At 71.7% G+C, this 22,470-nt stretch carries 15 protein-coding genes and 1 riboswitch; of the genes, 9 read left to right on the top strand and 6 right to left on the bottom strand.

Annotation, left to right across the window (positions count from 1 at the left end; all coding sequences use genetic code 11):
* Window positions 1-75 precede the first annotated feature (75 nt).
* Complete coding sequence (locus KVT44_RS42405) at window positions 76-1,245, bottom strand: C40 family peptidase (protein ID WP_190170001.1); 1,170 nt, start codon at window positions 1,243-1,245, stop codon at window positions 76-78.
* A gap of 7 nt (window positions 1,246-1,252) precedes the next feature.
* A riboswitch (cyclic di-AMP (ydaO/yuaA leader) is annotated at window positions 1,253-1,425 on the bottom strand.
* Between the two features lie 315 nt (window positions 1,426-1,740).
* Here KVT44_RS42405 and pcrA point away from each other — a divergent pair.
* On the top strand, window positions 1,741-4,287 hold the full coding sequence (gene pcrA, locus KVT44_RS42400; protein ID WP_217573260.1) for a DNA helicase PcrA: 2,547 nt from the start codon (window positions 1,741-1,743) through the stop codon (window positions 4,285-4,287).
* Between the two features lie 95 nt (window positions 4,288-4,382).
* Here the strand turns inward: pcrA and KVT44_RS42395 are convergent, their stop codons facing one another.
* Window positions 4,383-5,948, bottom strand: coding sequence for a peptidoglycan DD-metalloendopeptidase family protein (locus KVT44_RS42395; RefSeq protein WP_308314260.1), 1,566 nt, complete (start codon window positions 5,946-5,948; stop codon window positions 4,383-4,385).
* A 198-nt stretch (window positions 5,949-6,146) separates the two neighbouring features.
* Window positions 6,147-7,019, bottom strand: a complete 873-nt coding sequence (locus KVT44_RS42390) for a triacylglycerol lipase (RefSeq protein ID WP_217573256.1) — start codon at window positions 7,017-7,019, stop codon at window positions 6,147-6,149.
* Between the two features lie 455 nt (window positions 7,020-7,474).
* Between KVT44_RS42390 and KVT44_RS42385 the strand changes: the two genes are divergently transcribed.
* The gene (locus KVT44_RS42385; RefSeq protein WP_067366859.1) at window positions 7,475-7,891 is read left to right on the top strand and encodes a cobalamin B12-binding domain-containing protein; all 417 of its coding nucleotides are present in this window, start codon (window positions 7,475-7,477) and stop codon (window positions 7,889-7,891) included.
* A gap of 101 nt (window positions 7,892-7,992) precedes the next feature.
* On the opposite strand, the gene KVT44_RS42380 is transcribed toward KVT44_RS42385, so the two are convergent.
* Window positions 7,993-9,624, bottom strand: coding sequence for a DUF5691 domain-containing protein (locus KVT44_RS42380; protein WP_217573254.1), 1,632 nt, complete (start codon window positions 9,622-9,624; stop codon window positions 7,993-7,995).
* Window positions 9,625-9,733: 109 nt separating this feature from the next.
* On the bottom strand, window positions 9,734-11,089 hold the full coding sequence (locus KVT44_RS42375; protein WP_217573252.1) for an SWIM zinc finger family protein: 1,356 nt from the start codon (window positions 11,087-11,089) through the stop codon (window positions 9,734-9,736).
* Between the two features lie 133 nt (window positions 11,090-11,222).
* Between KVT44_RS42375 and KVT44_RS42370 the strand changes: the two genes are divergently transcribed.
* The 6 genes from KVT44_RS42370 to sucD all read left to right on the top strand — a co-directional run bounded on the left by KVT44_RS42370 (window position 11,223) and on the right by sucD (window position 19,804).
* Window positions 11,223-12,389 (top strand): AAA family ATPase, encoded by a 1,167-nt coding sequence (locus tag KVT44_RS42370; protein ID WP_099921060.1) that lies wholly within the window; start codon window positions 11,223-11,225, stop codon window positions 12,387-12,389.
* Window positions 12,386-14,767 (top strand): DUF5682 family protein, encoded by a 2,382-nt coding sequence (locus tag KVT44_RS42365; protein WP_217573250.1) that lies wholly within the window; start codon window positions 12,386-12,388, stop codon window positions 14,765-14,767. The genes KVT44_RS42370 and KVT44_RS42365 overlap by 4 nt, the downstream gene beginning before the upstream one ends.
* A complete protein-coding gene (locus tag KVT44_RS42360; RefSeq protein ID WP_217573249.1) occupies window positions 14,764-15,963 on the top strand; it encodes a VWA domain-containing protein in 1,200 nt (399 codons plus the stop codon). Before KVT44_RS42365 ends, KVT44_RS42360 begins: the two co-directional genes overlap by 4 nt.
* Window positions 15,964-16,125: 162 nt before the next feature.
* Window positions 16,126-17,061 carry a hypothetical protein gene (locus KVT44_RS42355; RefSeq protein WP_217573247.1) on the top strand — a complete coding sequence of 312 codons (936 nt, stop codon included), beginning with the start codon at window positions 16,126-16,128 and terminating at the stop codon, window positions 17,059-17,061.
* Window positions 17,062-17,719: 658 nt separating this feature from the next.
* A complete protein-coding gene (gene sucC, locus KVT44_RS42350) occupies window positions 17,720-18,898 on the top strand; it encodes an ADP-forming succinate--CoA ligase subunit beta (protein WP_099921057.1) in 1,179 nt (392 codons plus the stop codon).
* Between the two features lie 21 nt (window positions 18,899-18,919).
* On the top strand, window positions 18,920-19,804 hold the full coding sequence (sucD, locus tag KVT44_RS42345) for a succinate--CoA ligase subunit alpha (RefSeq protein ID WP_075028438.1): 885 nt from the start codon (window positions 18,920-18,922) through the stop codon (window positions 19,802-19,804).
* A gap of 78 nt (window positions 19,805-19,882) precedes the next feature.
* On the opposite strand, the gene KVT44_RS42340 is transcribed toward sucD, so the two are convergent.
* A complete protein-coding gene (locus tag KVT44_RS42340) occupies window positions 19,883-21,115 on the bottom strand; it encodes a helix-turn-helix domain-containing protein (protein ID WP_217573245.1) in 1,233 nt (410 codons plus the stop codon).
* Window positions 21,116-21,223: 108 nt separating this feature from the next.
* Here KVT44_RS42340 and KVT44_RS42335 point away from each other — a divergent pair.
* Window positions 21,224-22,470, top strand: a 1,247-nt coding sequence (locus tag KVT44_RS42335) for a DUF6350 family protein (protein WP_254650659.1), incomplete at its 3' end; no start/stop codon positions are given.

The raw sequence follows: 22,470 nt of genomic DNA, 5'->3' as shown, positions 1-22,470 counted from the left end.
TCGAGCGGGTTGGCGGCGGGCCACGCGCGCGTGGAGCTCGATGAGCCCCACGCGCGCGCGGCGGGCGTCGAGGCGTTAGGCCGGACGCACCACGCTGTGGATGATCGACTCGCCGCCGTAGAAGATCGACTCCTCGCGGACGTACGCGCCCGGCTTGGGGGCGTGGATCATCATGCCGTTGCCGATGTAGAGGCCGACGTGGCTGATGTCGTCGTAGAAGAAGACGAGGTCACCGGGCTTGATGTCGGAGAGCGGCACCGTCGTGCCCGCGTTGACCTGGTCCCAGGTGGTACGCGGGAGATCGACGCCCGCGGCCTTCCAGGCGGCCTGGGTGAGGCCGGAGCAGTCGTAGGAGCCGGGCCCGGTCGCGCCCCAGACGTACGGCTTGCCGATCTGGGTGCGGGCGAAGGCGAGGGCCTTGTCGGCCTTGGCGGTGTACGAGGAGTCGGTGGCCGAACTCCCGGTGGTCCCGGTGGTGCCGGTGGTCGCGGAGGTCGTCTGCTGCTGGGCGGCCGCCTCCTGGGCCTTCTTCTCCGCCGCGGCCTGCTGCTGCGCCAGCTCAGCCGCCTTGCGGTCGGCCGCTTCCTGCTTCTTCTTCTCGATCGCCGCGAGCCGCGCCTTCTCCTCGGCGGTCAGCTTCGAGAGCAGGTCGCGCGCCTCGGCGAGCTTGCGCTGCACGTCGGCCTTGGACGTCTTCAGCGCGCTCTGCGTCGTGGTGAGCGTCTGCAGGCTCTGGGAGGCCTCCGCGCGCTTCTTGGTGGTGGCGGCCTGCTCGGTGATGTAGTCGTCGACGGCCACCTTCTGGCGGCTGGTCAGCCGGTCCATCAGCTGGGTCTGGTCGAAGTAGTCCTGCGGATTGTCGGCCAGCAGGAGGGTCGCGGTGTCGGGGGCGGAGGCACCGGTGCGGTACTGCGCCGCGGCGAACGAACCCAGCTCCTCGCGCGCGGTGTTGAGCTTCTCGGTGCGCTGGGCCACGTCGTCGAGGAGGGAGTCGACGCGCTTGCGCTGCTGCGCGGTCTTCTCCCTGGTCGCGTTGTACTTCTCGGTCGCCGCCTCGGCCTGGTGGTAGAGGTCGTCTACCTTCTTCTCGACCTCTTCGATGCTCGGCTTGGAGTCGGCCGAGGGCGCGGCGTTCGCCGTCTGGGAGAGCAGGGCCACGGAGGTGAGGGCCGCCGTGGCGAGGGCGGGGGTCCGTATACCCGCTATGCGCGTACCCGTAGGACTCCACTTGCGATGCGACGCCAAGAGAGGCGACTCCTTCCGTCTTCCGCCTACCGAGTTAGCTGTCGGGTTCGGGCGGGTGATTCCGGAAGGTTTGCCCTACGGTCCTTGTCCCAGCGGACAGTTGGACCGATTCACCCCAAGGTCGGTTGGGTCCCCGGCTCCGGCTGCCGTACGGCGCACCGGACTCGGCGGAGGCCGCACGGCCCGGCGATGTTCGCCGGTTGGGTCGAGCGGCCTGCCCGGCACGCTAGCCAACTCATAAGTGTTCTGTGAAGTTTGATGTGCGATATGCCCGATACATTTTTGTGACCTTGATCCTGAGGGCCATTGATCGGGACTGACTGTGGCTGACCGTAATGAAACGATCCTGAACGGTGACGGCGTCCGCGGCGGAAAGGGCGACGGAAAGAGATCATGCGCGGTCACGGAAAGCGATCATGCGCGGTCGCGGAAAAACCGGTCGGGTTTCCAGGGTGGCCGCGGGTTGTCAGTGGGGCCGCCTAGACTCGGAGAGCGATGAGCAGCCTCTTTGATGACAGCTTTCTGGCGGACCTCCAGCCTTCCGGGGCCCACGAGGAAGAGCCCCCGCCGCCGCCCGAGGACGGGGCGCCGGAGCCGCTTCCGGACGACCTGTTCGGCGGCCGCTTCGACGTGCCCGCGAGCCGGGACGCCTACTACCGCGACGGCGCGCACCGCCCCGCCGTGGACCCGGCGGCCCTGCTGGACGGGTTGAACGAGAACCAGCGCGCGGCCGTGGTGCACTCCGGCTCCCCGCTGCTCATCGTGGCCGGCGCGGGCTCCGGCAAGACCCGGGTGCTCACCCACCGCATCGCCCATCTGCTGGGCGAGCGCCATGTCCACCCCGGCCAGATCCTCGCGATCACCTTCACGAACAAGGCCGCGGGCGAGATGAAGGAGCGCGTCGAGCAGCTCGTCGGCCCGCGCGCGAACGCGATGTGGGTGATGACCTTCCACAGCGCGTGTGTGCGAATCCTGCGCCGCGAGAGCAAGAAGTTCGGCTTCACCTCCTCGTTCTCGATCTACGACGCCGCCGACAGCAAGCGGCTGATGGCGCTCGTCTGCCGTGATCTGGATCTCGATCCCAAGCGCTTCCCGCCCAAGTCCTTCAGCGCCAAGATCTCGAACCTGAAGAACGAGCTGATCGACGAGGAGGACTTCGCCGCCCAGGCCGCCGACGGCTTCGAGAAGACCCTCGCCCAGGCCTACGCGATGTACCAGTCGCGGCTGCGCGAGGCCAACGCGCTCGACTTCGACGACCTGATCATGACCACGGTCAACCTGCTGCGCGCCTTCCCGGACGTCGCCGAGCACTACCGGCGCCGCTTCCGCCACGTCCTGGTCGACGAGTACCAGGACACGAACCACGCGCAGTACGCCCTGGTCAGGGAGCTCGTCGGCCCGGTCGCCGGTGACCGGCCCGAGGACGTGCCGCCCGCCGAGGGCGAGCTCGAGCCCGCCGAGCTGTGCGTCGTGGGCGACGCCGACCAGTCGATCTACGCCTTCCGCGGGGCGACCATCCGCAACATCCTCCAGTTCGAGGAGGACTACCCGGACGCGACGACGATCCTGCTGGAGCAGAACTACCGCTCCACCCAGACGATCCTGACCGCCGCGAACGCGGTCATCGAGCGCAACGAGTCCCGCCGCCCCAAGAACCTGTGGACCAACGCGGGCGCCGGTTCGAACATCACCGGCTATGTCGCCGACACCGAGCACGACGAGGCCCAGTTCGTCGCCGACGAGATAGACCGTCTCACCGACGCGGGCGAGGCCAGGGCGGGCGACGTCGCCGTCTTCTACCGGACGAACGCCCAGTCCCGTGTCTTCGAAGAGGTCTTCATCCGCGTCGGCCTGCCCTACAAGGTCGTCGGCGGCGTCCGCTTCTACGAGCGCAAGGAGGTCCGGGACGTCCTCGCGTACCTCAGGGTCCTGGCCAACCCCGAGGACTCGGTCCCGCTGCGCCGCATTCTGAACGTTCCCAAGCGCGGCATCGGCGAGCGCGCCGAGGCCATGATCGACGCGCTCTCGCAGCGCGAGAAGATCAGCTTCCCGCAGGCGCTGCGCCGCGTCGACGAGGCGTACGGGATGGCGGCGCGGTCGACGAACGCCGTGAAGCGGTTCAACACGCTCATGGAGGACCTCCGCACGATCGTCGAGTCCGGCGCGGGCCCGGCGACCGTCCTGGAGGCGGTCCTCGAGCGCACCGGCTACCTCGCCGAGCTGCAGGCCTCGACCGACCCGCAGGACGAGACCCGGATCGAGAACCTTCAGGAGCTCGCCGCCGTGGCCCTGGAGTTCGAGCAGGAGACCGGCGAGGGCGAGGGCGAAGGCACGGGGGCGGGCGCTGCTGCGGGTGCGGCGGCTGCTGGTGCTGGTGCGGCGTCCGGTGGGCTCTCCGCGTTCCTGGAGCGTGTCGCGCTCGTCGCCGACTCCGACCAGATCCCGGACGAGGAGGACGGCAACGGCGTCATCACGCTGATGACCCTCCACACCGCCAAGGGCCTGGAGTTCCCGGTCGTCTTCCTCACCGGCATGGAGGACGGCGTCTTCCCGCACATGCGCGCGCTGGGACAGGTCAAGGAGCTGGAGGAGGAGCGGCGCCTCGCGTATGTAGGCATCACGCGCGCGCGGGAGCGGCTGTACCTCACCCGTTCGTCCATGCGCAGCGCCTGGGGCCAGCCCTCGTACAACCCGCCGTCCCGTTTCCTGGAGGAGATCCCGGAGACGCACCTGGAGTGGAAGCGCACCGGCGCGACCGCTCCCATGCCCTCGGGGCCCGTCTCCGGTGTGGCTGCCTCGCTGTCGTCCTCGCGTTCGCGGTCCGCGGCGTCCGGCGCCTCCGGCTTCGCGACACGCCGCGGGATCTCCGAGAAGCCGGTGGTCTCGCTCGCGGTCGGCGACCGGGTCACCCATGACCAGTTCGGCCTGGGCACCGTGGTCGGCGTGAAGGGAACGGGTGCGAACGCGGAGGCGACGGTCGACTTCGGCGAGGCGAAGCCGAAGCGGTTGCTGCTGCGGTACGCGCCGGTGGAGAAGCTGTAGTTCTACGGGGCGGCAGCTTGGCGCCCGGCGACGGCGTTCGGTCACGTCGTCGGGTGAGGGGCCGGTGGGTTACGTCGGGCCCGAGGCCTCGTGGGTTACGTCGGGTCCAGGCCGTGGCTGCGCAGCCACGGCAGCGGGTCGATCGCGGAGCCGCCCGCGGGGCGGACCTCGAAGTGCAGGTGCGGACCGGTCGAGTTGCCGGAGTTCCCGGAGAACGCGATCTGGTCACCGGCCTTCACGACCGTCCCCGACGGAACCTTGTAGCTGGAGAGGTGGCAGTACCAGGTCTCCGTGCCGTCCATCGCGGTGACGATCGCCATGTTCCCGTACGCGCTGTTCCACTGCGTCCGCACGGTGCCGTCGGTCGCGGCCATCACCGGCGTGCCGTACGACACCGGGAAGTCGATGCCCGTGTGCACGGACATCCAGTTGATGCCGGCCTGGCCGAAGTAGGCGCTGAGGCCCCTCTGCGTGACCGGGAGCACGAATTTCGGCCGCAGCCGCTCCTTGCGAGCCGCTTCCGCCGCCGCCTTCTGCTTCTCGGCGGCCTGCTGAGCCTTGAGGTCGATACGTTCCTGCGTCCGGCTGGCCCGGTCGGCGAAGTCGTCCGCGCCCGCGGAGAGGCTCTGGAGCTGGGTGTCCAGTTTGTTGTTGGCGGCCGACGGCTTCACCGCGGTCCCGTCGGCCGCGCTGAGGGTTGTGTTGTCCTTGCTGTCGTTCCCGCCGATGGTGCCCACGGAGGCGGCGGCGATCCCCGCGACCCCCATCACACAGGCCGAGGGCACCGCGACGGTCAGCAGGGCGGAACGCTTCGCCGGGGTGCGCCGCCGGGAACGGGACGCGGACCGGTTGGCGGCACGGGGGGCCGGAGTGACCTCTTCCATGTCCTCCAGCAGCGGCGCGTCCTGCGCGTCACCGGCGTCCTCGAACTCGTCCTCCGCGGTGCCGGATTCCTCGTACGACACCTGCTCGAAGGTCGCGGTCGCCTGCTGGTCGAAGGGCCGGTCGAAGGTCTGGTCGTCCACGTCGGACTCGGGCGCTGGCTGATGCTCGTAGGCCTCGGCGGCGAGTTGCTGCTCGTACGACTCGGCCTGCTGGTGCTGCTCGTACCCGTCGTACGGGTCGTGTTCGCCCGCGGTGTTCCACTGCGTGGCGTCGTACGCGCCCGTCTCCTGGGTGTGCGCGGTCCACTGCTGGGTCTGGCCGGTCTGTTCGGCCTGGAGCCAGGCGGCCGCGTCCCACTGGCCGGTGCCTTCGGGGCCCGGGTGCTGCGCGGGGATGTCGGCGAGTTGCTGGTATCCGCTCGCCCAGGCGGTGGTGTCGTAGGCGCCCGTGTCGTACGCGGCCTGGTGCTGTGCGGCGTACGGGTCGTAGTGCGGCATCTGGTGGCTGCCGGTGCTCCACTGCGTGGCGTCGTATGAACCCGTGCCGTCGCCGCCCGACATGTCGCCGAAGAGAGGGTCGGCCGCGAAGGTCGAGGTCTCGAAACCCGTGGTCTCGAAGCTTCCGGTCGCGTAGGTACCGGTGGTGGCGTAGCCGTCGTACGAGGTGAAGTCGCCGTACTGGGCTTCCTGGCCACCGTACGACGCATAGGGCGCCGCGGCGGCATCGGAGGCCGGAGCCGGGGGCGTTACGGTCCCCGACGGGTGACGGTCGTTCACCAACTTCTCTTTCGCCTCGACAACAGGGGCTGGCAGAGCAGTGCGGCGACTGTACCCGGCGGTACGCGGGCGCGACAATCTTCCGCAGGTTTCCTCCGCTCGGGAAACGGGCATTCGGCCGTGTTTCGGGGGAGGGCGGGCACGGCTTTGGCCTGGCGTTCGATTGCCGTTCGATGTTGAGGGTGTTCTGTGGAGGCGTTACGCCACTGTCAGACCCCCCGTTTCGGCGGCGGGCGCGGCGGCGGGGCGGGCCCGTGTCTCCTCGAAGTCGAGTGCCTGCCGTATCCCGGCGGCGACCGCGGGGTGGACGGGCAGGGCGAGATGTCCGATTCCGCTCACTTGGACGCTCTGTGCGAGCAGGTCCGGGTGGTCGATGTAGGCGGTCTCCAGCGGGTCCATCAGATGGTCGAGGTCGCTCCAGAAGCTCACGAACTGTGTACGGCAGTCGGGCGCGGGCTTGCGCAGCTCCTCGATCACCTCCGAACCCGGGCGCATCTGACGGACGATCGGGTGCGCGTTCATCAGCGGAATGACCTTCGTGCCCGCGTGCGGCGTGCCGAGCGTGACCAGGGTGCGGACGCGGAGGTCCCCGCCGAGGCGCTGGACGTAGTAGCGCGCTATCAGTCCGCCGAGGCTGTGCCCCACTATGTCCACCTGATCGCGCCCGGTGCGCTCGCAGATGTCCTCTATGTGCCGCCCGAGGAGCTCCGCGGCGGCGCGGATGTCGTTCGTCAGCGGCGAGTAGTTGAGCGACTCGATGTGCTGCCTGCCGTGCTGGGCGAGATTGCGGCGCAACAGCACGAAGACCGAACGGTTGTCGATGAAGCCGTGCAGCAGCACGACCGGCGGCTTGGTCCCGGTGGGCAGCCGGGGCGCGTCGGGCGGGGGGAGCGCGGGGGCGCCGCGGCGCTCCTGGGTGATGCCTGACGGATAGAGGAGGAGGTGCCCGGCGAGGATGGCGATCTCCAGGGCCGTCGCCTTCAATAGGGCCACCGAGAGCCCGGTCAGTCGGCTGGGCAGCAGGCGCTGACGGAGAGGGAGAAAGGGCAACTCGGCCCCGGTGACCTTCATGGCCGACCTCCAGTCGGCACGCAGCGGGACCGCTCTGTCCCCCGTGTGCCCTCGTGGAAAGCCGCGGTGGTGGTGCCGGTGGCGATGGCGTGGGCGGTTGCCGACGGTGCGTCCGTGGCGTGTGGTGCGCCAGTGACGCGACGGGATTCCCTGCCGTCGTGCTCCCGCCGGTGCGCCGCACCGCCGTCGCTCCTCCGTGATGCGACGGTGGTGCTGCCACCCGCTGGCGGCTCTCCTTGCGCAGGCTCCGGCCACGGCCCGCGCGTCGCAGATCCCTGCGGCGCGTGTGCCGCAGTGACGCGGAGCGATGCGCGGCGAATGTGTCCCACCGTGTGATTTCCCCCTCGGTCTTCAGCGGGAAACTGCGGTTTGCACGGATCTGACGATAACGTTCGTTCACTTCCCCTGCCGGTGCGGTGCGGGGCGGTCGATGAAGTCCGTTCATGGAGGCAGTGATGGGTGTGGCAGCCGGTCCGATCCGCGTGGTGGTGGCCAAGCCGGGGCTCGACGGCCACGACCGCGGGGCCAAGGTGATCGCGCGGGCGCTGCGCGACGCCGGTATGGAGGTCATCTACACCGGGCTCCACCAGACCCCGGAGCAGATCGTCGACACCGCGATCCAGGAGGACGCCGACGCGATCGGCCTCTCGATCCTCTCCGGCGCCCACAACACACTGTTCGCCGCGGTCATCGATCTCCTCAAGGAGCGCGACGCGGAGGACATCAAGGTCTTCGGCGGCGGGATCATTCCCGAGGCGGACATCGCGCCGCTCAAGGAGAAGGGCGTCGCCGAGATCTTCACGCCGGGCGCGACGACCGCGTCGATCGTGGAGTGGGTCCGGGCGAACGTGCGCCAGCCGGCCGGCGCGTAGCACCGCTCCGGCGGGGGTGCGGTCCCCATCGCTCGTGGGGCGGCCGCGGGTGGGTGGGGGCTGGTCGCGCAGTTGCCCGCGCCCCTCAAGGGGCGCTCCTGTCAGCGTGGTTCCGCACCATCCAGCTCCGAGGACATCACCGCCCGCAGACGCAGGGTGGTGACGAGGCGCTGGAAGGCCTCCGCCCAGTAGCCACCGGCACCGGGCGCCGCGTTCTCCGGCTCGTCGGCGACCGCCGTGAGTCCCTCCAGCCGCCCCGCCTCCGCCGGATCCAGGCACCGCTCGGCCAGCCCCATCACCCCACTGAAGCTCCATGGATAACTCCCCGCGTCCCGCGCGATATTGAGCGCGTCGACCACCGCCCGTCCCAGGGGCCCCGCCCACGGCACCGCGCAGACCCCGAGCAGCTGGAACGCCTCGGACAAACCGTGCGTGGCGATGAACCCCGCGACCCACTCGGCCCGCTCGGCGGAGCCCAACGTGGCGAGCAGTTTCGACCGCTCCGCCAGCGACACCGCCCCCGGCCCGCCGGCCTCCGGAGCCGACGGCGCGCCGAGGAGCGCCCGGGACCAGCCCGGGTCCCGCTGCCGTACCGCCGCCCGGCACCACGCGGCATGCAGCTCGCTCTGCCAGTCGTCCGCCACCGGAAGCGTCACGATCTCCTCCGGCGTGCGTCCGCCGAGCCGTCGCGACCATGTCCCGAGCGGCGCTGCTTCGACCAACTGGCCCAGCCACCACGACCGTTCCCCTCGTCCCGCCGGAGCTTTCGGTACAACACCGTCGCGCTCCATGCTCGCGTCGCACTCGTGCGGCGCCTCGACGACGATCGAGGGTGTGCCCCGCGTCCGGTCGACGGCCACGCAGGAGCCGGCCCGCGCCGCCATCCGCGCGGCGAGCGCCGAACCGGGCAGCGCGGACAGCAGTTCCGCCGCCGTGGCTCGGACGTTGCGGCTCCGGTCGGCGAGCGCCCGCTCCAGGAACGGTTCGTCCGCCGCGCACAGTCCGGAGCGCAAGGAGTCGAGGAACATCAGCCGGTCCTCGGCCCGTTCGGTCGCCCAGGTGGTGGCGAGCAGCTCGCGCGCGGCCCCGGGGTCCTGGGCCCGTATCGATGTGAGCAGTGCGACCCGCTCGGCGAAGAGACCCTCCTGCCAGAGCTGTTGCGCGCGCCCGGGGTCCTCTGGGCCGGGCAGCGCGGTGCCGCCGCCAGGCAGCGACCGCAGGGCGAAGCGCCAGTCCGGGTTCAGCCGGGCGAGCCACAGGGCGCGCGGCCCGGCGAAGGCCAGAGCCGCAGGCCGCAGGTCCGTACGGCCCCGGGCGGCGTCGAGGAGCGCGGGCAGTGCTTCCGGGGGCGGCGCGAAACCCCGCGCGTTCGCCAGCGCGAGCCACTGCGGCAGCAGCTCCATGAGGTCGGGCGCCGTGCCCCGGCGGCCGCCGCCTCCCGTGCCGGGACGGTCCGCCAGCAGCGTCGTGAGTCGGTGGGCCGCGGCGGGCGGGAGGGCCGGTCGTGGGTCGGGCGCGGCGGGCTCGGGACGGGCGGCCGCCCGTGCGGCCCGCACCCCGGCCCGCCGCCGCAGGGTTTCCACCGCGGCCGCGTCCAGCAGGGCCACCGGCGCCTCGCGCCCGGCGGCCCAGGCCGGAGGCGGGCGCCGCTCGGTCCCGAGCAGGGCCATCGTGACGAGCTCCTCCCAGGAACCTCCGACGGGCGCGCCCGCGGAGGCGGAGGTCGTGTTCATGAGCGTCCTTTCCGTGGGGAGGCGGTGCTGATGGCTCGACCGGTGACAGTGGTGCTGGTGCTGGTGCTGGTGCTGGTGCTGGTGCCAGTGGTGTGGGCGGCGCCGGTGGTCAGCACAGGGACACCGGCTCCCCGACGCCCTCCGGCCAGGCCGTCAGGGGAGTGAAGCCGCGGTGGCCGCACTCTCCGAAGACCGTGACGGGGGCGCCGCCGGAGAGGGCGGCGAGGCGCCACAGTCCAGGTCGGGAGAGAAGGGAAGGAGTGATCGGGAGGGCGAAGTCGCCCTCAGCGTCTGCCAGTTGCCAGGTGTCCCCGTCGGGGGTGGGTATCACCCGGGCCAGCGTGACCGGGTGGGAGTCGAGCCAGGGGTCGGCCCGCAGGGCTTCGCCGAAGCGGGCCGCCGCCTGGGAGGCGGTCAGCCCCGGTGGACGTGTCCGCGCGGGGGCGGGCGGCGTGAACCGCTCGCCCAGGGCCGCTCGGAGCTGTCCGGCGCCCGGATACGCGGACACCTCCGCCTCGAAGGCCAGCCCCACCGGCAGCGTCAGCTCCGGCGCACGGCCGGCGGCCCCATAGGAGAGGAGCAGCGCGGTGCGGTCGCTCTCCGCGCCGTAGAGCCAGATCCTGCGGGTCGTGAGCCGGGTGTCCGCCGTGTCGTACTGGGCGAGGACCAGCCAGCGGTCCCGCACCGGTGGCCCGTCCGCCGAACCGGGCAGCCCCACCCGCGAGCGAACCGTCGCGGCCAGGTCGTCCGGCAGCCGCTCACGGCGCAGCCAGCCCTGGTCGAGGAGATGGAGCAACGCGCACTCCTCCAGCAGCCGCACCGGCCAGCCGGGTCCGGAGGAGGGAATCGCCCCCAATTCCCTGACCCGCGCGGCCAGTCCGGGCGCCTGCGCGTCGACCATGCGGGCCGCCGTCTCCTCCCACATCCCGTACCCCGCCTGCTCGGCCGACGCGAGGCCGCCCCGCAGCAGATCCGCCAACCGCTGCTCCAGCTCCGCCGCCCCCGCGGTGATCCGCTCGGCCCGCCGCTGCGCCCTGCGCCGGGCCGCCTCCGGATCGCCCGGTGACGCCGTCCCAGATGCCCCGCCCGTCGTCCCCTTCTCCGCCGCTCGCTCTCGTCTCCCCTCTATCCACTGCTCCGCCCAGTCCGGCGCCGGCCCCCGCGGCACCGAACCGTCCGCGCCCGCCCAGAGCAGCAGCAGTCCCAGCGCGTGCTTGCACGGGAACTTCCGGCTCGGGCAACTGCACGTATACGCGGGCCCGGTGGAGTCCGCGATGTCGATGACCGTCTGATAAGGCCTGCTGCCGCTTCCCCTGCACAGTCCCCATACCGTCCCCTCGTCAGAACTGCCTGCCTCCGACCACGGCCCGGCCGCGCCGAGCTTGCTGCCGGCCGTACGTGACGCGGCATCAGGCGCCAGTGCCAGCACCTGATCCGCCGTCCAGCGCACCCCCTGCTGAGTCATGTCATCGAAGGTAGGTCCCGCCACTGACAATCGACCTTCGCGAGTGTATTTGTGCAGGTCAGAGCGCATTGTCAGTGGCGTGGTGCACGGTGGAACCAGATCCGAACCGGCCGAGCTGGAGGGGGAGCGAGCCATGTCCGTGCCCGTTGCGTCCGTTGAACCGACGACCGTCCGTCCGCCCGTGAGCGAGGGCCTGGGCGAAGGCGTGAGCGAGAGCGCGGGCGAGGCGCTGCGACCACATGCCGAGCACGCCTTCGCCGCCGAACTCGCCGCGCTGGCCGCGCAGGACGACCGGCCGCGGCCCGCCCGCTGGCGGCTGTCGCCATGGGCGGTGGCGACCTATCTGCTGGGTGGCACGCTGCCGGACGGCACGGTGATCACACCGAAGTACGTGGGACCGCGCCGCATCGTCGAGGTCGCCGTCACCACGCTCGCCACCGACCGCGCCCTGCTCCTGCTCGGCGTGCCCGGCACCGCGAAGACGTGGGTGTCCGAGCACCTGGCCGCGGCGGTCAGCGGCGACTCGACCCTGCTGGTGCAGGGCACGGCCGGCACACCGGAGGAGGCGATCCGGTACGGCTGGAACTACGCGGAGCTGCTGGCCCACGGCCCCAGCCGGGACGCCCTCGTGCCGAGCCCCGTCATGCGGGCCATGGCCGAGGGCATGACGGCCCGGGTCGAGGAGCTGACCCGCATCCCGGCGGACGTGCAGGACACGCTGATCACGATCCTGTCGGAAAAGGTCCTGCCCATACCGGAATTGGGCCAGGAGGTGCAGGCCGTCCGCGGCTTCAACGTGATCGCCACCGCCAACGACCGCGACCGCGGGGTGAACGAGCTGTCCAGCGCCCTGCGCCGCCGCTTCAACACGGTGGTGCTGCCCCTGCCGGAGAGCGCGGACGCGGAGGTCGACATCGTCTCGCGGCGTGTCGACCAGATCGGCCGGTCCCTCGACCTGCCCGCCGTGCCCGAGGGCATCGACGAGATCCGCCGTGTCGTCACCGTCTTCCGCGAGCTGCGCGACGGGGTCACGGCCGACGGGCGGACAAAGCTGAAGTCGCCCAGCGGCACGCTATCCACCGCCGAGGCGATCTCGGTCGTCACGGGCGGCCTGGCCCTCGCCGCCCACTTCGGCGACGGCGTCCTGCGTGCGTCCGACGTGGCGGCCGGCATCCTCGGCGCCGTCGTCCGCGATCCCGCCGCCGACCGGGTCATCTGGCAGGAGTACCTGGAGGCGGTCGTCCGCGAGCGGGACGGCTGGAAGGACTTCTACCGGGCCTGCCGGGAGGTGAGCGCATGACGGCCTTCACGGCGGGGCCGTTGCTGCTGGGGGTGCGGCATCACGGACCGGGGTCGGCCCGTGCCGTGCGGGCCGCGCTGGAGGCGGCGACGCCCGAGGTCGTACTGATCGAGGGACCCCCGGAGGCGGACGCGCTCATCCCGCTCGCCGCCGAGAAGGACATGCGTCCTCCCGTCGCACTCCTCGCCCATGTCGTGGACGAGCCCGGCCGCTCCGCCTTCTGGCCGCTCGCCGAGTTCTCCCCCGAGTGGGTGGCGATCCGGTGGGCCCTGGAGCACGGAGTCCCGGCCCGCTTCATCGACCTCCCGGCGACGCACACGCTGGCGTGGGGGAACGAAGAGGAGAAGGGGACGTCGGAGAAGGGGCAAGAGGGGGACGAAGGGGAGAAGGGGGAGAAGGAGGCCGGTGCGTCCGACCGTTCCGTCGACGCGGACGTGCGGATCGACCCCCTCGCCGTACTCGCGGAGACGGCCGGTTACGACGATCCCGAGCGCTGGTGGGAGGACGTGGTCGAGCACCGGGGCGGGGCCGGGATCGGGGCCGACCCGTTCGCGCCGTTCACCGCGCTGGAGGAGGCGATGGGGGCACTGCGGGAGACCTACGGGGTCGGGGGACACGACCGGGACCTGGTGCGCGAGGCGTACATGCGGCTCCAGGTGCGGGCGGCGCAGCGGGAGTTCGGGGACGAGGTGGCGGTGGTGTGCGGGGCCTGGCACGTGCCTGCGCTGCGGCAGAAGACGACCGTGGCCGCCGATCGGGCGCTGCTCAAGGGGCTCCCCAAGGCCAAGGCCGACATGACGTGGGTGCCGTGGACGCACCGGAGGCTGTCGCGGGTCAGCGGGTACGGCGCGGGCATCGACTCGCCGGGTTGGTACGGGCATCTGTTCGCCGCCCCGGACCGTCCCGTCGAGCGCTGGATGACGAAGGTGGCGAGGCTGCTGCGCGACGAGGACCGAATGGTGTCGTCGGCGCACGTCATCGAGGCGGTACGGCTGGCCGACACCCTCGCCGCGATGCGCGGTCGCCCACTGCCTGGGCTGACCGAGACCACCGACGCCGTACGAGCCGTGATGTGCGAGGGCTCGGACGTGCCACTGGGGCTCGTGCACGACCGGCTCGTGGTCGGCGATGTGCTGGGCGAGGTGCCTCAGTCCGCTCCCGCGGTGCCGTTGCAGCGCGACCTGGCGCGTGCGCAGAAGCGGTTGCGACTGAAACCCGAGCCGATGGAGCGGGAGTTGGAGCTGGACCTGCGGGGGGAGACCGACGCCGGGCGGAGCAGACTCCTGCACCGGCTGCGGCTGCTCGGTGTCGCGTGGGGCGAGCCCACCGCCTCGCGCGGCAGCACCGGCACCTTCCGGGAGACCTGGCGGCTGCGCTGGGAGCCGGAGCTGTCCGTGCGGGTCGCCGAGGCCGGGGTCTGGGGCACGACGGTGCTGTCGGCGGCGACCGGCAAGGCCGAGGCGGACGCCATCGCCGCGCACGCCCTGGCCGACGTCACGGCACTGGCCGAACGCTGTCTGCTCGCCGAACTCCCGGACGCGCTGCCCGTGGTGATGCGAGTCCTCGCCGACCGGGCGGCGCTGGACGCGGATGTCGGCCACCTCGCCCAGGCCCTGCCCGCGCTGGTCCGCTCCCTGCGGTACGGCGATGTGCGCGGCACGGACACACACGCCCTCACGGACGTCGCCGTGGGCCTCGCCGAGCGGATCTTCGTCGGGCTCCCACCTGCCTGTGCGGCCATCGACGCCGAGGCCGCCGAGCACATGCGACGCCATGTGGACGCGGTCCACGGCGCGGTGGGGCTGTTGGGAGAGCAGGGCACGGCGGCCCCCGGCGGCATACGCGAGCGCTGGCACTCCGTACTCCGGGTGCTGGCCGGGCGGGACACCGTGCCGGGCGTGATCCGTGGGCGGACGGTACGACTACTGCTGGACGACGGGGAGTTGGGGCAGGACGAGGCCGCGCGGCTCATGGGTCTCGTGCTGTCGCCGGGTACGGAACCGGGGGACGCGGCCGCGTGGATCGAGGGGTTCGTCGGCGGTGGCTCCGGGGGCGGGATGCTGCTCGTGCACGACGAGCGGCTGCTCGGTCTGGTGGACGCGTGGCTGACCGGGGTGCCGACGGAGGCGTTCACCGATGTGCTGCCACTGCTGCGGCGCACCTTCTCGGCGTACGAGGCAGGGGTGCGCAGAACGCTGGGCGAGCTGGTCCGGCGCGGCCCGGGGGCGCGGGGGAGCGCCGAGGCCGCCGCCTCCGGCATACCCGGGTTCGCGCCCGACCTCGACCCCGGGCGCGCCGACGCGGTCCTGCCGGTGCTGAGCCTGCTGCTGGGGCTGGGCGAGGCCTACGACGACGACTTTGCGGGGGTGGCCCGATGACAGCGGCACCTGTGGAAGCGACCGGATCGAACGGTCCGACCGGACCCACCGACGCCGCCGGCGAGCGGTTGCGGCGGTGGCGGCTCGTGCTGGGGGGTGAGGAGGCGGACGGCACCGGATGCGTGCTCGCGGGGCAGGACGCGGCGATGGACGGGGCGCTCACCGCGTTGTACGGGAAGGACGGCAAGGGGCGGTCAGGGCGGGACCGTTCGGCGGGGCTGGGGGCGTCGGCGCCGTCGGTCGCGCGCTGGCTCGGGGACATTCGGACTTACTTCCCCTCGTCCGTCGTGCAGGTCATGCAGCGGGACGCCATCGACCGGCTCGGGCTGTCCACCCTCCTGCTGGAGCCCGAGATGCTGGAAGCGGTCGAGGCCGATGTGCACCTGGTCGGCACGCTGCTCTCCCTCAACAAGGCCATGCCGGAGACGACGAAGGAAACGGCGCGGGCGGTCGTGCGCAAGGTCGTCGAGGATCTCGAGAAGCGGCTCGCGAGCCGCACGCGGGCGACTCTCACCGGCGCCCTCGACCGCAGTACGCGCATCAGCAGACCCCGTCACCACGACATCGACTGGAACCGCACGATCGCGGCGAACCTGAAGCACTACCTGCCCGAGTACCGCACGATCGTGCCCGAGCGGCTGATCGGCTACGGGCGCGCCTCGCAGTCCGTGAAGAAGGAGGTCGTCCTCTGTATCGACCAGTCGGGATCCATGGCGGCGTCCGTCGTCTACGCCTCCGTGTTCGGTGCCGTCCTCGCGTCGATGCGGTCCATCGCCACCCGGCTCGTCGTCTTCGACACGGCCGTCGTCGATCTGACCGACCAGCTCGACGACCCGGTCGACGTCCTCTTCGGCACCCAGTTGGGCGGCGGTACGGACATCAACAGGGCGCTGGCGTACTGCCAGTCGCAGATCACCCGGCCCGCCGACACGGTGGTCGTGCTCATCAGCGACCTCTACGAAGGGGGTATACGCGACGAGATGCTCAAGCGGGTCGCGGCGATGAAGGCGTCGGGGGTGCAGTTCGTGACGCTGCTGGCGTTGTCCGACGAGGGGGCGCCCGCGTACGACCGTGAGCACGCGGCGGCGCTCGCGGCGCTGGGCGCACCGGCGTTCGCCTGTACGCCCGACCTGTTTCCCGAGGTGATGGCGGCGGCGATCGAGAAGCGGCCGCTCCCGATACCGGACACCGCCTGAGGAGACGTGAGGAGAGGCGAGGAGGCGTGAGGAGACGTGACGAGCGTGGGAAAGCGGACATGACTACCCATCGGTGATGAGGGCGACAGAGGGCTTGCGCGACCTCAGGAGACCCGTGCGAGGATCGACGCCTCTTCCCGCCGCACGGAGGATCACCCCGTCTTGACCCCGCCCGCCGCCGAACTGCCCCTCGCCGGTGCCGCTCTGCGCATCACACGCATGACGCGCACGGCGGCCGGGCGGCGTGCGCTGCGACTGGCGCTGCTGGTGGCCGGGTTGTTCGCGCTCGGGCTCCTCTGCGGGGAGCAGGCGCATGCGGCGGACGGGTTGGTGCCGACGGTTTCGACGGTTCCGACAAGTTCGTCGGTACGGCTGGTGAAGCCGGGTGCCCCGCTCCCGGTGGCGCGCTCGCCGGCCCACACCATCACTTACGTCACGGACACCGTCACCCACACTCACGTCACGGACACCGTCGCTCAGGTCGGCGACACCGTCACCCGTGTGACCGACACCGTCCGGCACGTCGTACGGCCGGCTGCCGACAGCGTCGTACGGCCGGTCGGTGATCTCGTGGAGACCGTGACCGGCGAGTTGGGCCAGGCTCCGCCGAAGACCCTGCCGCCCCTACCTTCGTTGCCCTCCCTGCCCGAGCTGCCCGAGCTGCCCGGTCCGCCCTCGCTCCCGGGCGCGGGGGGTCAGGTTCCGTCCGCCGGTTCGGCGCCCCAGCACTCGGGTGCGGGTGCCGTGCACTCGTCGCCGCATGCGGTGGTGCGGCACGGGGACGCCGGGACCGTCAGTCCGACGTACTACGGCCCTGCCCGCCTCGGTACGGACACGGACGGTGTCGCCGTGCGCGGCGAGCACCGGGGTGTGGCGCCGGGACCGGGGCCCGACCGGCAGGCACCCCCCGGCGACCCCACGGGCGCGCTGGGCGGTCAGTCTGCCGTCGACAGCGGCACGCCGCGCCACGGCGATCCTCATGCCATCGTCACTCCGAGTCACCGGGCGCCGCTGCGGCTCGTGCCCGGCGTTCCCGCGGCGGTGACCGCGGCCGAGACCCGGGACAGGTGCCGGGACATTCCGGTCTTCCCTGGCTAGGGCGGTCCTTTCACCGCTGTCGGCCTGACTCTCTCCGGTCCCCGGACGGAAGCCCAGGCCTCTCGGAAACCCGAAGGATCCGACGTACGCATGAACAAGAACATCCGCCGGCGCCACCGGTCTGGCCTACGGCGGCGAGAGGAATGTCGGCGGCTTCGCGGCGGGCGTCGCGGACGACGTGCGGCCGAGTCCGTCACGCCGAGTTGTCCGCACCACGCCCCGTACGGCACGTACAGCGTCTGACCGCCCCTCCCGCCGTACCGCTCGCTGTACCCACCGACCGACTCCGTGGGGCCACGGCCCCGGACGGCCGAAAGCCGTCGGCTGTGTCCGACCGAAACCCCGCGGATGGGGAGGGTGCTCCCCATTGGGGTGGGGACCACCCTCCCTGGGCCCCTCAGGGGCTGTCCGAGGGGCCTCACCAGGCAAACCCCAGCCTGGTGAGGCCCCGTCCCGGCCAGATCTGTGACAGGTATCACCGCTCAGGTGTGACCTGCGATTTAGGGACCCACGTCCTGCGGCGATAACCTGCGGGACGGACATGCCGCGCGCTCGGACACCGTGTGCGCCACCCTTGTGACAGCGGACGTCACGTTGCCCTTCGCGGCACGCCCACGCATCCAACGAACCGCGAGATCACTGATAGGGACGGACGCGCGTGGACCTGTTCGAGTACCAGGCGAGGGACCTCTTCGCCAAGCACGGTGTACCGGTGCTGGCCGGTGAAGTCATTGACACGCCTGAGGCAGCCCGCGAGGCGACCGAGCGTCTTGGCGGCAAGTCCGTCGTCAAGGCCCAGGTGAAGGTCGGTGGCCGCGGCAAGGCCGGCGGCGTCAAGCTCGCCGCCACCCCGGACGAGGCCGTCGCCCGGGCGACGGACATCCTCGGCATGGACATCAAGGGCCACACGGTCCACAAGGTGATGATCGCCGAGACCGCGCCCGAGATCGCCGAGGAGTACTACGTCTCGTACCTCCTCGACCGCACCAACCGCACCTTCCTCGCCATGGCGTCCGTCCAGGGCGGCGTGGAGATCGAGGTCGTCGCGGAGGAGAACCCCGAGGCCCTCGCGAAGGTCCCGGTCGACGCCAATGAGGGCGTCTCGATCGAGAAGGCCCGCGAGATCGTCGCCCAGGCGAAGTTCCCGGCCGAGGTCGCGGAGCAGGTCGCCGAGATCCTGGTGACGCTGTGGGACACCTTCATCAAGGAGGACGCCCTCCTCGTCGAGGTCAACCCGCTCGCCAAGGTCGCCGACGGCCGCGTCATCGCGCTCGACGGCAAGGTGTCGCTGGACGAGAACGCCGAGTTCCGCCAGCCGGAGCACGAGGCGCTGGTCGACCACGCCGCCGCCAACCCGCTCGAGGCGGCGGCCAAGGCCAAGAACCTCAACTACGTCAAGCTCGACGGCGAGGTCGGCATCATCGGCAACGGCGCGGGTCTCGTCATGAGCACCCTCGACGTCGTCGCGTACGCCGGTGAGAACCACGGCGGCGTCAAGCCCGCCAACTTCCTCGACATCGGTGGCGGCGCCTCCGCCGCGGTCATGGCGAACGGCCTGGAGATCATCCTCGGCGACCCGGACGTCAAGTCCGTCTTCGTCAACGTCTTCGGCGGCATCACCGCCTGTGACGAGGTCGCCAACGGCATCGTCCAGGCGCTCCAGCTGCTCGCCGACAAGGGCGAGGAAGTCACCAAGCCGCTGGTCGTGCGTCTGGACGGCAACAACGCCGAGCTGGGCCGCAAGATCCTGTCGGACGCCAACCACCCGCTGGTCCAGCGCGTGGACACCATGGACGGCGCGGCCGACAAGGCCGCCGAGCTCGCGGCTGCGAAGTAAGGGACGAGGGAAACAACCGCCATGGCTATCTTCCTCAACAAGGACAGCAAGGTCATCGTCCAGGGCATGACCGGTGCCACGGGCATGAAGCACACCAAGCTCATGCTGGCCGACGGCACGAACATCGTCGGTGGCGTGAACCCGCGCAAGGCGGGCACGTCCGTCGACATCGACGGCACCGAGATCCCGGTCTTCGGCACGGTCGCCGAGGCCATGGAGAAGACGGGCGCCAACGTGTCCGTCCTCTTCGTGCCGCCGGCCTTCGCCAAGGCCGCCGTCGTCGAGGCGATCGACGCGGAGATCCCCCTCGCGGTCGTCATCACCGAGGGCATCGCCGTCCACGACTCCGCCGCCTTCTGGGCGTACGCGAAGTCGAAGGGCAACAAGACCCGCATCATCGGCCCGAACTGCCCCGGTCTCATCACCCCGGGCCAGTCGAACGCCGGCATCATCCCGGGCGACATCACGAAGCCGGGCCGCATCGGCCTGGTCTCGAAGTCCGGCACGCTGACGTACCAGATGATGTACGAGCTCCGTGACATCGGCTTCTCGTCCGCCGTCGGCATCGGTGGCGACCCGATCATCGGTACGACGCACATCGACGCGCTCGCCGCGTTCGAGGCCGACCCCGACACCGACCTGATCGTCATGATCGGTGAGATCGGCGGCGACGCCGAGGAGCGTGCGGCGGACTTCATCGCCAAGAACGTGACGAAGCCGGTCGTCGGCTACGTCGCCGGCTTCACCGCGCCCGAGGGCAAGACCATGGGCCACGCCGGCGCCATCGTCTCCGGCTCCTCCGGCACGGCCGCCGCGAAGAAGGAGGCCCTCGAGGCCGCCGGCGTCAAGGTCGGCAAGACGCCGACCGAGACGGCGAAGCTGGCCCGCGAGATCCTCGCCGGCTGACCTTCTCCAGGCTGGACCTTCTCCGGACTGAACGGGCTCGCATCCCCACCGGGGTGCGAGCCCGTCGTCGTACCCGGCTCAGCCGGCCTCCGGAACCAGCCGCTCCGGCCCGCTGACCGTCTCCCCCTTGAGCTTGGCGCGCAGGGCCAGCTCCTCCGCGGACAGCGGTCCGGGCGCGACCCGGGGCGGCACCCCGTGCACCGTGGCGCCGGGCGCCAGTGGCGGCTCGTAGTGGTCCGGGGCCGTACGGAGCGTCAGTGTCGTGGCGCCGATGAGGACGACCGTGAAGGCGATGGCGGCACGGGTCCACTGCCGGGCGCGCTGCTCTCCGCCCCAGCGGACCGTGGTGGGCTTCGCGGCGCGCAGCCGCTCGGCGGAGGCGACCTCGGCGAGTCGCCGGTGCAACTCCTTCGGCTCCGCCAGCTCCGGCAGCCGCGTGGCCACGGCCTCGCGCGCGTGCAGCAGCCGGTTGGCCGCCGCGGGCGTGCTCGCCTCCGTCTCGGCCGCGGTCTCCGGCAGATCGAGCCCGACCCCGTCGTAGAGCAGCAGGGTCCGCCGGTACACGGGCGGCAGTTGCAGGAGTACGTCGAGCAGCGCGCGGTCCGCGGGGGCGGCGGGCGGCGGCTCCGGGTTGCGGTGCCGGGGGCGCAGCCTGTGCCAGGGCGAGAGCGCGAACTCGTACGCCGTCGCCCGCACCCACCCCGCCGGATCGCGGTCCATGGCCACCTCGGGCCAGCGGTGCCAGGCCAGCTGGAAGGCGCGCTCCACCGACTCGCGCGCCAGTTCGCGCCGCCCGGTGAGCAGGTAGGTCTGCCGTACGAGGGCGGGGGCGCAGAACGCGTAGAGGGCGTCGAAGGCCTGATCGGGCGTCAGGGAGGGTGAAAGGGGTTCGAGTTCGGCTTCGGGGCTGAGTTCGGGGTCGAGCGCGGGTTTGGGGCCGCGCACGGGATCAGGGCCGAGTTCGGGATCGGGTTTGGGGGCGCGTTCGGAGGCGGGTGGGGTTCCGGAGGGCGGCTCGGGGGCGGGTTCGGCGCGGTCGGGGGATGTCTGTACGGGGCCGGTGGCGGCGCCGACCAGGGCGGGAGCCGGGTTCTCCTGATGGGGGGTCACCTCCTCGGCGCCCGTCAGCAGTCGTACGTACGCATCCCGATTGGTGCCGCGTGGCGTCGTACGGCCGTTCTCCCACGAGCGCACCGTCGCACGGGTGACGCCCAACGCGGCCGCGACGTCGGCCTGGCTCAGCGACTGGGCCTCGCGCAGGCGGCGGCACTCCTTGGGGGAGGGCAGCGGGGTCTCAGGGGTGCGTGTCATGTCGGACCCCATAGGGTGCCCCTTAGTACGAAAAAGTACATAGCTGCATATTGAGCGACACATCCGAGGTTCGCCTGTTACGACGAGAAAGCGCGTGTCGTTGGGAGCATGGCGGGCGTGACCCAAATGACCGACCGCAGGCTGTCGTTGTCGCCCCTGCTCACCCGGATGCGCCACCGTTCATCCGGACTGGGCGCCAGCCTCCTGGGTGGCGCCCTCGCGGCGGGGCTCGGACTCGGCTCGTTCGCCGTCCTCGTCATGATGCTGTGGATCAGCTCGCCCTATCCGGACAGCGGACCGAGTGGATCGCTGCACGTGGCCGCCGCGTTGTGGCTGCTCGCGCACGGCGTGGAGCTGATCCGCACCGAGACCCTGTCGGGGCTGCCCATGCCGATGGGTGTGACACCGCTGCTGCTGGTCGTCCTGCCCGTGTGGCTGCTGTACCGGGCGGTGCGTGGCGTGGCGGACGCCGAGGCCGAGGCGGAGCCGGGCACGGTGTGGACGGGGGTCGTCGGGGGCTATCTGACGGTCGGACTGGCGGCCGCGCTGTACTGCTCGGGTGGGGAGTTGCGGCCTTCGTGGGTGTGGACCGCCGGATGCCTGCCGTTGCTCGCCGGGAGTGCGGCGGGGGTGGGGGTGTGGGCGGCGTACGGACGCGCCGGCTTCCCTGTGCCCGCGCGGGTCCGGCGGTCGCTCGCCGTGTTGCCCGCCGGCGTACGCCGTTGCTCGCCCGAATTCCTCGGGGCCTCCGCGCGGGCGGCCGGGGCCGGGGCGGCGGTGCTCGTCGGGGGTGGCTCGCTGTTGGTGGCGGCGTCGCTGGTGTGGCACGGCGATGCCGTCCGGGACTCGTTCGGGCAGCTCACCGAGGTGTGGTCGGGGCGGTTCGCGGTACTGCTGCTCTGTCTGGCGCTCGTGCCGAACGCGGCGGTGTGGGGGGCCGCGTACGGGCTCGGGCCCGGGATCGTGCTGGGGGCCGGGCATGTCGCGGGGCCGTTGTCCGCGGCGGGGCCGGGGCCGTTGCTGCCGGCGTTTCCGCTGCTGGCGGCGGTGCCGGTGCCGGTGCCCGGGGCGGTGTGGAGTGAGGTGGGGATGGGAGTGCCGGTGGTGGCGGGGGTGACGGTGGCGTGGTTCCTGGTGACCGCGGGGGCGCCGGGGGAGGGGCGTGAGGCCTGGTCGTGCGGGCGGGTCGTGGTGGGGGTGGGGGTCGCGGCCGTGTTGTGCGGGCTGGTGATGGCGGTGCTGGCCGGGGTGGCGGGGGGGCCGTTGGGGGTGGCGGCGTTGGCTCACTTCGGGCCGGTGTGGTGGCAGGTGGGGGGGGCGGGGGGGGGTTGGACGGGGGGGGGGGGGGGGCCTGT

Source organism: Streptomyces sp. GbtcB7 (assembly GCF_019091445.1).
Lineage (GTDB): Bacteria > Actinomycetota > Actinomycetes > Streptomycetales > Streptomycetaceae > Streptomyces > Streptomyces mirabilis.
The sequence above is the reverse complement of the archived record's forward strand: the minus strand, read 5'-3'. Positions and strand labels throughout refer to the sequence as shown.